At 45.2% G+C, this 9,793-nt stretch carries 11 protein-coding genes and 1 pseudogene; 1 reads left to right on the plus strand and 11 read right to left on the minus strand.

What is annotated here, in order from left to right; translation table 11 throughout:
* From DXB92_RS12390 to DXB92_RS12420, 7 genes are all read right to left on the minus strand, one after another.
* Positions 1–218, minus strand: a 218-nt coding sequence (locus DXB92_RS12390) for a hypothetical protein (RefSeq protein WP_117734125.1), incomplete at its 3' end; no start/stop codon positions are given.
* Positions 215–583, minus strand: coding sequence for an HK97 gp10 family phage protein (locus DXB92_RS12395; protein WP_117734115.1), 369 nt, complete (start codon positions 581–583; stop codon positions 215–217). The genes DXB92_RS12390 and DXB92_RS12395, both read right to left, overlap by 4 nt.
* Positions 570–917 (minus strand): phage head closure protein, encoded by a 348-nt coding sequence (locus DXB92_RS12400; protein ID WP_117734116.1) that lies wholly within the window; start codon positions 915–917, stop codon positions 570–572. Before DXB92_RS12400 ends, DXB92_RS12395 begins: the two co-directional genes overlap by 14 nt.
* Positions 917–1,189, minus strand: coding sequence for a head-tail connector protein (locus DXB92_RS12405; protein ID WP_117734117.1), 273 nt, complete (start codon positions 1,187–1,189; stop codon positions 917–919). The genes DXB92_RS12400 and DXB92_RS12405 overlap by 1 nt, the downstream gene beginning before the upstream one ends.
* A 22-nt stretch (positions 1,190–1,211) precedes the next feature.
* Positions 1,212–2,408 (minus strand): phage major capsid protein, encoded by a 1,197-nt coding sequence (locus DXB92_RS12410; RefSeq protein ID WP_181977073.1) that lies wholly within the window; start codon positions 2,406–2,408, stop codon positions 1,212–1,214.
* Between the two features lie 12 nt (positions 2,409–2,420).
* Entirely contained in the window at positions 2,421–3,173 is a 753-nt protein-coding gene (locus DXB92_RS12415) for a head maturation protease, ClpP-related (protein WP_117734119.1), read from the minus strand.
* Positions 3,170–4,420 (minus strand): phage portal protein, encoded by a 1,251-nt coding sequence (locus DXB92_RS12420; protein WP_117734120.1) that lies wholly within the window; start codon positions 4,418–4,420, stop codon positions 3,170–3,172. Before DXB92_RS12420 ends, DXB92_RS12415 begins: the two co-directional genes overlap by 4 nt.
* A gap of 109 nt (positions 4,421–4,529) precedes the next feature.
* Here DXB92_RS12420 and DXB92_RS12425 point away from each other — a divergent pair, with 109 nt between their 5' ends.
* Positions 4,530–5,132: a Type 1 glutamine amidotransferase-like domain-containing protein gene (locus DXB92_RS12425; protein WP_117734121.1), complete on the plus strand. Its 603-nt coding sequence runs from the start codon at positions 4,530–4,532 to the stop codon at positions 5,130–5,132.
* A gap of 33 nt (positions 5,133–5,165) precedes the next feature.
* Here the strand turns inward: DXB92_RS12425 and DXB92_RS12430 are convergent.
* The 4 genes and pseudogenes from DXB92_RS12430 to DXB92_RS12445 all read right to left on the minus strand — a co-directional run.
* Positions 5,166–6,757: pseudogene (locus tag DXB92_RS12430) on the minus strand (terminase TerL endonuclease subunit).
* Between the two features lie 173 nt (positions 6,758–6,930).
* Entirely contained in the window at positions 6,931–8,208 is a 1,278-nt protein-coding gene (gene ltrA, locus DXB92_RS12435) for a group II intron reverse transcriptase/maturase (RefSeq protein WP_117734122.1), read from the minus strand.
* Between the two features lie 661 nt (positions 8,209–8,869).
* The gene (locus DXB92_RS12440; protein ID WP_117734123.1) at positions 8,870–9,094 is read right to left on the minus strand and encodes a hypothetical protein; all 225 of its coding nucleotides are present in this window, start codon (positions 9,092–9,094) and stop codon (positions 8,870–8,872) included.
* A 310-nt stretch (positions 9,095–9,404) separates the two neighbouring features.
* The coding region (locus DXB92_RS12445; protein WP_207658602.1) for a hypothetical protein at positions 9,405–9,793 on the minus strand (389 nt) is incomplete at its 5' end.

The raw sequence follows: 9,793 nt of genomic DNA on the forward strand, positions 1-9,793 counted from the left end.
ACCTGTTCTTCCAATTCCGGCTGCTTTTTGTCTGTGTACAATTCAATGTCCAGCTGTTTGCAACTGAAATATGCCAAATTATCCGCTGAAAATGTATTCTCTCCGGGAGATAAGAACAGCAGAAAAGGCGGTGCAGGACTCTCTCCCTCGGCAAAATGATGGTAGGCGAAAGGCAGTCCCATTTCCTCCATCATTTCTGCGATTTGTTCGTAAGTCATGACAATGCCTCCTCGATCAAATGCTCCAGCAACTGTACACCGTTTTCTTCCGCAGGAGCAATATGCGGTTTGCCGGATACCCGACCGCCGCCACGTTTGGCATGACCTTTCTCCAATAAATGTGCCAGTTGGTAGCGATTCTTGCTGTGGACAGTCATCTCCAAAGAGTGACTGTTTTCGCCAGTCTTTTTCGTTGCCCAGCTTTTTGCATATTTTCCGGTGTCCTTCGGGGCATTGGCGGAAATCTCGTTTTTCACTTGCGTGGCGGACTTCCGGACAGCCTTTTTCATGGCGGTATCCGCAAGGTCTGCATATTCCTGCAAGCCCTGCATAATTTCCTCTGCAAGATTGTCAATACTGGTCATTTTGTCCTGCCTTTCTGGCTTCTGCAGTAAGTTTCAGATAGTCCTTGTGCAGATAATCCGGTGTAACACTGGTAATGTTGTATGTAACATCCCGAAACAAGATTCGGTTGCCTGTTACAGACGGCATCCAGTGCTGACTTTGCCGAATGAGGAATTCCAGCGTTTGTGTTTCTTTGGTCACACCAGCGTCCGTATGCTCTGCAGAAGATTTCAAAGTGACCTTTGCCCAGCAGGAAAAGACCTCATCCCACACAGCAGTGTGATTGCCGATTTCATCGGTAGCAACACGATTCTCCAGAAAGGTGATTCGCTGATTGAGTGTTCCAATTTCCATCAAATCACGCCTTCTCTCTGTGCAAACAGCATGGCACGAAGCGTTAACGTCAGCTTGGAAAAGTCTGCAGTATTGCGGTTTTCATAGAGATAAGAAACCGTGTAGAGCATTGCTGTCTGTATCACATCTTCGTTTTCTGAAAAGCGTTCCTCATCCATTCTTCCTACATCCATTACCAGCTGTTTTGCAGTTGAAATAAGGGAGAGCAACAATGTATCATCGTCCTCAAAATCAATCCGCAGATACTGCTTGACTTCCTGTAAAGTTACCACCCACTCCAACCCCTTTCTCTGATCACGCTTTCTTGATGGTGAGTGTCTTGATTGCTTCCGGAAGAATCAACTTGCCGTCCAGTCGCTGACTTGCAAGGAAACCAACCTGTCCGGTCATGGCAAAGAGTTCATTCAGTCTCTTGAAAGAGCGTCCCTGTCTGTCAGCCACCCAATAATAACTAAAGTCGCCGAATGCCATGCACTTGTTGCCTGCCTTGATTTCCGGCACATAGCTGGATGTCTTGTAAGGGCGATTGAGAATGGTATCCGGAATGCCAGCCTGCACAGACGGACTCCAGATATAGTTTCCTGTGTTGTCCTTTAACTTGCGAAGTGCCTTCACTGTGGAATCATTGAGCACCCACACTGCCTTTTTACGATACGGACTTCTCAGAGAATAGAAGAGTTCCATGACATCATCAAATGTAATGCTTGTACCTGTGGTGGAAGTGCCGTCTTCTGCACCGCCTGTTGCGTTGAAAATGCCGGTCGGTTTTCCCTTGCCGTCACCAACGAAGAACGCCTCTTCTTCCTTTGCACCAATACGGCGTGCAAACTCTTTTGCGATGTAGGACGGCAGGTCAAATACGCTGTCATTGAGAAGTTCTTCGGAAATTTTGATTGCTGTTCCCAGCTTATATGCGGAAAGCGATGCCTGTCCGAACGTATCATCAGAAAGAGAATACTGCTGTTCCTCGTCCATCCAGACAGCCTCGCCCTTGGAAGTCACAATCGGAATCTTGCGGTCGCCGTTGGAAGTTTTGATGACTGTTGCCATCTGGCGGAAAATGCTCTCTTCCTCCAACGCCTCCACCAATTTTCGTTCAAACTCATCTGGCACAAGATAACCGCCCTCTGCATCTGTACCAATTTGCAAATCATCGTGGACATCGATCCAGTTGCGATTTCTGATACTGTTCCAGAATGCTTTCTTGTAAGTGTCGCTCGCTGTACCTATCTTTTCCGTTACGTCTGGTGTGGCAGGCTTGCCGAGAACAGGAGTGGAAGTTGCCTTATTCATTTCTGCCTCAATTTCAGCCTGTCTTTCCAGACGCTGAATTTCCTTGCCAAGATCGACAATGGTCTGTTCCATTGCATCATAGGTCTTGGAATCTTCCTCACTGAGAACGCCGTTTGCATTTCTCTTGCTGTCAAGGAAGTCACGTGCTGTATCCCAAGCCTTCTTTCTCTTTTCTCTCAGTTCTTTAATCGTCATAATCAATTCCTCCAATCAATATTTTAAAAGAGCCAGTCTTTTTTCAAGCTGGTCAATGGTTGTGCCTTTGACAGGTTCTGCTGATGCAGATACTTTGGATAAGAATGCAGATAGATTCCTTGACTTTGAATAGGTCATTGCGGTCAAGGAATCTTCCTTATCTTCATCTTCCTTTTTCCTATCAGGATTTTCTTCTTCCTCTTCGGGAGGGAAAGGTTTCTTCTTTTCAGCAAAAAGAATCCCGTCCACAAATCCCATTTCATGAGCCTTTTTTGCATTGAGCCATGTTTCATCGGACATCAGTTTTGCAATCTTGTTTCTGCTGAGGTGAGATTTGGTTTCGTAGGCGTTGATAATGCTTTCTTTTACCTCATCAAGCAAGATGATGGCTTTTTCCATATCAGATTTATTTCCCGTAGCACAAGTGCTGGGGTCGTGGATCATCATTAGGGCAGTTGGTGCAATTAAAGTTTCATCGCCTGCCATTGCTACAACCGAAGCCGCTGATGCAGCAATGCCGTCAATTTTCACGGTAACCTTGCCTTTGTGATTTTTCAGCATGGAATAAATCTGACTTGCAGCGAACACATCGCCGCCCGGCGAGTTCAGCCAGACTGTCAGATTTCCGCTGACTTTTGCGAGTTCATCACGAAACAAAGCAGGTGTCACTTCATCGCCCCACCAAGTATCTTCTGAAATGGGACCGTTAAAGAGTAACTCAGTTTCCGATGTATCTTCGTTTTGGATAAAGTTCCAAAATTTCTTCATTCGGTTTTCTCCTCCTTTTTTGGATTTGCAAATGCTCCTGCATCAGCAAGTTTGGTGAAGCTGCCATTTACGAGGTACAGATTTCCGCCCTCTTCCTCAGAAAGCATATTCATATCTTCAAGTTCTCGGATGTCATTTGCCGACATCCAGCCGTTTTGTCTTGCGGTAGCATAGCCTTGCATACGGGAAGCGTAATCGCCACGCAGAAGTCCATCCACATTGAACTTCACGAAATACTGCCCTTTTTCAGAATCAGAAAGAAGTGCTTTCTGTAAGGACTGCTCCCATCGGACAATCCAAGGATCAAGGCTGTATTTTACGAAATCCAATGACAGATGTTCAACATTTGAAAATGTTGCGTGGTCAAGGTCACCGATCATATGGAGCGGTACACGGTACATTCTTGCAATCTCTTCAATCTGAAACTTTCTGGTTTCCAGAAATTGAGCTTCATTATTCGGAATTGCAATGGGTGTAAACTTCATGCCCTCTTCGAGAACTGCGACCTTGTGGGCGTTTCTTCCGCCATAGGCTCTTTGCCAGGCATCACGCACACGTTCCGGATTTTTGATCACTCCGGGGTGTTCCAAAACACCTGACGGACTTGCACCGTTTCCGAAAAACGATGCACCATATTCCTCACAGGCAATAGAAATGCCGATTGCATTTTTCGCAAGTGCAATCGGCGAATATCCAACCAGTCCATCGTATCCAAGTCCGGGAATATGCAGCACATCTTCTGCCTGCAGGACAATATCGCCCTGCTGTTTCAGGTTTGGATTGGCTTCATCGTAGCGGCTGTAGATGTAGACCAGACGGTTTTGCTGGTCACGGTCTACTCTGACCTTATCCGGCATCAGCGGATACAGCCCCAATACATCTCCACGACCGTTTCGGATAATCTGTGCGTAAGCATTGCCGTAGATTAGCAGATGGGACATCAGGGTTTCTCGGAATACGAAAGATGTCATTTCTGGATTTGGCTGATCGTGGAGTAAAAAATAGAGCGGATGCCGTGGCACTCGCTCTTTTCCATTCTCGTTGTATTTGTATAAGTGCAGTGGCAGTTGTGCGATTGCCTCCGACAAAACCCTCACGCAGGCATAAACTGCAATATGCTGCAAGGCTGTTCTGTCGGTGACTCTTTTTCCCGCATTGCTTCTGCCGAAAAAATATGTGTATGACGGACTGTCATAGCTGTTTTGAGGCTTATCTCTGGACTTAAAGAATCCGCTGAAAATACCCATGAGAATCAACTCCTTTTCTTGACTTTTCGTATATGGGTGTGGTATAATATATGAAACTAAATGTAGGGCATCTGCCTTACAAATCGAAATTTATTCAAGGAGGATATGGATGAAACTGTTTTTATGTTCGCACTTTTCAAGTGTAGGAAGTTTGATAAAAGAAGAAATTGATAACAAGAAAGTCGCATTTATTCCCACAGCTTCGCTGCGTGAAGGCTATACCGGTTATGTTGGCTCGGCTCGAAAGCTATTCAATAAACTGGGAGCGGCCGTAACGGAAATTGATATTTCAACAGAGGCTTATTTAACGGTACAGTCCGTTTTTGAAGATGCGGATGTGATATATTTTACTGGGGGAAATTCTTTCTTCCTTATGGATCAGCTCCGTAAAACGGGAACGGATGAGCTATTGAAGAAGGAATTGGAAAAGGGAAAACTGATGATTGGTGAATCGGCGGGTGCGATTATATGCGCTCCAACTATCCAATATATTGAACAAATGGATGAAAAGCCGGAGGACTACTCACAAGAAGATGATGCAGGGCTTGATTTGATTGATTTCTATGTTCTTCCGCATTATCTTACAGCACCATTTAAGAAAGTTACCGAGAAAATAATGACTGAGTTTTCGGATTTGAATCTATGCCCAATTAACAACCGTCAGGGAATTGTAATTGATGGTGAAGGTTCAAAGGTTATTTGCAAAGACTAATTTGAAAATTCCAGTTTGCAAAGATAATCAAACCTATAACACCAGCATCTCTCTCGTATCATAAACCGACTCATCAGACACACATCCACAGCGAATTGCACGGTCAAGAGCCATAATCATGGCAACTGCACCATCAATCTTCTCTGTGGATTTTTCTTTATCCGGCTTAATGTTTCCGGCAGGATCACGGCGAATGAAAATATTATCCATCATCCAACGAAGAACAGGGTGTCCGTTGTGGGCAAGCGTCTGTTCCAAGGTCAGTTTCATCAGTTCCTTGGTCGGCGGTGACATATCTTTGTAACCCTGCCCGAACTGCACCATCGTAAAACCAAGCCCCTCCAGATTTTGCGACATCTGCACTGCACCCCAACGGTCAAATGCAATCTCTTTGATATGAAATTTCTGTCCCAGTTCATCGATGAAGTTCTCAATAAAACCGTAGTGAACCACATTGCCCTCAGTGGTTTTCAAATAGCCTTGCCGTTCCCATACATCATATGGAACATGGTCACGTCTTACTCTGAGGGGCAGCGTTTCTTCCGGCAGCCAGAAGTAGGGAAGAACATAATAATGCTCGTCATCTTCTGTTGGAGGAAAGACAAGCACGAAAGCTGTAATATCCGTAGTAGAAGATAGGTCAAGTCCACCATAACAAACACGCCCCGCAAGCATCTCTTCATCAAAAGCCACCTTGCATTTGTCCCACTTCTCCATCGGCATCCAACGCACCGCCTGTTTTACCCACTGATTCAAACGCAGTTGTCGAAAAGCATTTTCTTCACCGGGAGTTTCCTTTGCAGAATTACACGCAGCCACCACCTTATCCATGCCGATTGTCTTGTCGAGGGATGGATTTGCTTTTTTCCAAACCTTCGGATCCGTCCAGTCTTCCGATTCATCTGCACCGTAAATGACAGGATAGAAAGTCGGATCGTGCTTTCTGCCTTCCAGAATGTCTTTCGCCTTTTGGTGTACCTCATAGCAGATGCTGTTGGTGTCCGTTCCGGCAGTGGTAATCAGAAAATACAAAGGCTGCATTCTCGCATCGCCGGAGCCTTTGGTCATAACATCAAACAGCTTTCGGTTCGGCTGCGTATGCAGTTCATCAAACACAACCCCGTGAATGTTGAAACCGTGCTTGGAATAGGCTTCTGCCGAAAGCACCTGATAAAAGCTGTTTGTTGGTGTGTATACAATTCTTTTTTGTGCAGTAAGTATCCGGACTCTTTTCATCAAAGCCGGACACATACGAACCATATCTGCGGCAACGTCAAAAACAATCGAGGCTTGCTGTCGGTCTGCGGCACAACCATAGACCTCCGCTCGTTGTTCTCCGTCACCACAAGTTAATAGCAGAGCGACGGCAGCTGCAAGCTCACTCTTGCCATTTTTTTCGGAATTTCAATATATGCTGTATTAAACTGACGATAGCCGTTCGGTTTCAGAATCCCGAACAGATCACGGATAATTTGTTCCTGCCAGTCCAGCAGTTCAAATTTTTTTCCTGCCCATGTGCCTTTGGTGTGGCTCAGACACTCAATAAAAGAAACAGCATAGTCTGCCGCCTTTTTGTTATACTTGGAATCCACCGCCATAAAACGGGTCGGTTTAAATCTTGCCATTGCATCACCTCCCTCAACAAAAAAGACCTGCCAAAAAGCAAGTCTGTATCATTTATTTTTATGCCCCGGTGGGCTTTTTTTAATCGAGATTCCATTCCGTAGAGTAGACGGACGACATTACTGCCGCCGCCCCTCGACAGAACCATACGTGCCCTATTAAGGCATACGGCTCTTCAAACAATCTTTACAGACCAATTCCAGATGTTCTTAGTTATCTTAGGCTTTGGAATGTGATAATCCCAAATCTTGTTAAACTTTTCCCATCGCATATGCGCTCGTTCACTTCTGCGATTCAGCATCTTGTGCGTGACATATTTTAAATATTCATAGAACTTTCGCATCTGCATATAATTTCCATTCACGCCATAGTAATTGTAATGCCCTAACAGACTTACTCTGATTAACTTCATTGTTTCAGTCACATTCTTGTTGAGACGTGTTTTCAACCACTCTTTTGCTTTTTGCCGTTTCGCTTTCAATTTCTTCTTGCTGGTACGGATTCCGACACGATATTTTCCTTTCGCTGTATGCGTGTTAAAGAATGTAAATCCCAAAAAGTCAAACTCCTCTTTGTTTTCTGCAAATCTTCCGAATTTGAAAATTCTCGTCTTTTCCTCCGCAAGTTCCAGTGAAAACTTTGCAAGTCTTGGCTTTAATGCCGTCATAACTTTTTGTGCATCGTCCCAGTACTGGAACATAATGATAAAATCATCTGCATATCTGACATAATAAATTTGTCCTCTAATGTGCTTCTTTACTGCGGTTACCCACAAGTCAAGCACATAATGCAGATACACATTCGCCAGAATCGGGGATATTTGCCCACCCTGTGGTGTCCCCTTATCACTTTCATGATATTCTGTTCCTTCCATGATTCCCGCAATCAGAAACCGCTTTACATAACGCAGAAAATTTTTGTCATCAATATCATTTGCGAGAAACTTCATCATCCAGTCATGATTTACATTATCAAAGAATCCTCTGATGTCTGCTTCCAGCACATAATTAACCTTTCGGCACATTATCACTTGATTGATATATGCTACTGTGTCATGAGCACTGCGATTCGGGCGGAATCCCATGGAACAGTCAAGAAATCTTGGCTCGTATACCTGATTCAGTATATCTGCCATTGCTCCCTGTACAAGTCTGTCCTCATAAGCTGGTATTCCCAAAGGTCTCATTTTCCCATTGCCTTTGTCGATATAGGCTCTGCGTACTGGTAATGGTCGGTATTGTAACTTCTTCATTTCTTGTACCAGGTTACCAATATTTTCATTAACATGGGTTTCATACCTCTGTTTGTCCACCTTATCGATACCGGGGGCTTTATGCATTTTTTGATGTCTATGCTGTGCCATAAGATTTTGTTCATTGACATTGTGCATCAGATTCTGCACTTTTGCGTATCGTCTGGATTGGCTGCTTATTCTCATTGAGTTCGTTTCCATCTGATTTGACCTCCTGTGTCACACATGTTTCTTCTTTGAGAACGATTATTTGCTGTCCCCTTCACTCCATCTGCTTTCACAGACTTCGCAGCTACTATGAGACAGTCCGACTTCTGACAGACCATCGGAATTTCTCCGCACTTTATGTACTTCAATTTTCCTACCTCTGTTGAGGAATCCGTCAGACCTCCCAGGTATGCATAAGATACCTTGTATACTCGCCACGCCCTCGGACCCCGGTGGAATCAGCAGTTTCTCGCCTAACGAATCTGCTGATGCTGTCTGCTGCAACAATGACTGCATCGACTTCCGCTAACAACATAAATTACGGAGCTCTATAGCTTCACGCTTTCGCATTGCGGCTCTCATACTCCATTGCCTACGCTTAAATCTAACCTCACGGCTTCGACTTCAAGGCTGTGTACTGACTGCTTGCTATGCTTTATCAGGTCAAGATTTTCACTCGACTATATCTTATGCACCGAACTGGCGCACCATTGTAACCATGTTACCATACAAATTCAAGGATCGCAAGCGGCTAAATGAACAGAAAAAGCATCGAAATTTCTACGATTTCTTGTGTATCATACACGAACAAAAATCAGGTGTACGACCACCAGAGCCTTTCGGCTCTGGCTTGTGGGATTCGGTTTTGGAAGAATCAGTTGTACTGTTTCAGCAGAATCGCCAGTGCAGTTTTGGTTTCCGCATCCTCCGGCGGAATATCCATGCCCCGGTCGAAATTGAACACCGTTGTGCCATTCCGCTGCAGGGAGATTTTCGAGGCTCTGCCTTCCTCATATCCAAAAATGGAAGGCTCCTCATAGTGTTTCACCCAGTAGTGAAAAGTGCTCGTTCCTACCTGAATTGTTTCTTCTGTCCACATTGTTTTTTCCTCCAGTTTTCGTTGTCTTTGCCTCTTGGCATGATGTATATTACCATACTTCCGGAAGGATTGCAAGCGGCTAAACATACAGAAAAAGCGATGGAATGTCGGCACTTTCTTGTGTATCATACACCAACGAAACAAGAGCCTTTGTGCCGCCCTGTGTGGGGCGTTTGTGGGAAAGGGAAAACCACTCGGAGGAAACAAAACTACGCCGGACAGGGCAACACAGCGGCTGTACGAGCCGCAGCCCCTTTCGGGGCTTTGGTCTTGGGTTGTGGGCTTTGGGTTACCGGCCGGTCTGGCACACCTAACAGGTGCCCGTCCCCTCTGTCCCTTCGGGACATCTCCCCACCCCGTGGGGAGTCACCCATTCAAATTCGCAGGCGTTTTCGTACTCCTCATCGAAAAGGGCATCGTCATCGATTTCCTTTTCCGTAAAGTCAATGCTGTCAATTTCCTCGCAAACCGTATGGAGGCTTTCGGCATCTGCCTTTGCAAGGCTTTCTGCGTTTTCCTCAACCCATGCGGTGAATTCCTCGTTGTCCATTCTGTGCTCGTTTTCAATCTCCAGTTCGTATTCGTAGTCCGCATCAAACCAAGTGATGACCGCCTTTGTGATTTCGGTTCTTTCGTTCCAGTCCGTTCTGTTTGCCATTGCTCTTGCCTTTGCGATTCCGTATGCTACCATTGTGTTTT

The sequence above is a fragment of the Ruminococcus sp. OM06-36AC genome (genome assembly GCF_003438725.1).
In the GTDB taxonomy this organism is placed as follows: domain Bacteria; phylum Bacillota; class Clostridia; order Oscillospirales; family Ruminococcaceae; genus Ruminococcus_C; species Ruminococcus_C callidus.

What these genes read in the sequence shown, in the direction of transcription:
- DXB92_RS12440 (WP_117734123.1), bottom strand. Translation starts at nt 9,094, where the DNA reads ATGTGGACAGAAGAAACAATTCAGGTAGGAACGAGCACTTTTCACTAC.
- DXB92_RS12395 (WP_117734115.1), bottom strand. Translation starts at nt 583, where the DNA reads ATGACCAGTATTGACAATCTTGCAGAGGAAATTATGCAGGGCTTGCAG.
- DXB92_RS12400 (WP_117734116.1), bottom strand. Translation starts at nt 917, where the DNA reads ATGGAAATTGGAACACTCAATCAGCGAATCACCTTTCTGGAGAATCGT.
- DXB92_RS12420 (WP_117734120.1), bottom strand. Translation starts at nt 4,420, where the DNA reads ATGGGTATTTTCAGCGGATTCTTTAAGTCCAGAGATAAGCCTCAAAAC.
- DXB92_RS12415 (WP_117734119.1), bottom strand. Translation starts at nt 3,173, where the DNA reads ATGAAGAAATTTTGGAACTTTATCCAAAACGAAGATACATCGGAAACT.
- ltrA (WP_117734122.1), bottom strand. Translation starts at nt 8,208, where the DNA reads ATGGAAACGAACTCAATGAGAATAAGCAGCCAATCCAGACGATACGCA.
- DXB92_RS12425 (WP_117734121.1), top strand. Translation starts at nt 4,530, where the DNA reads ATGAAACTGTTTTTATGTTCGCACTTTTCAAGTGTAGGAAGTTTGATA.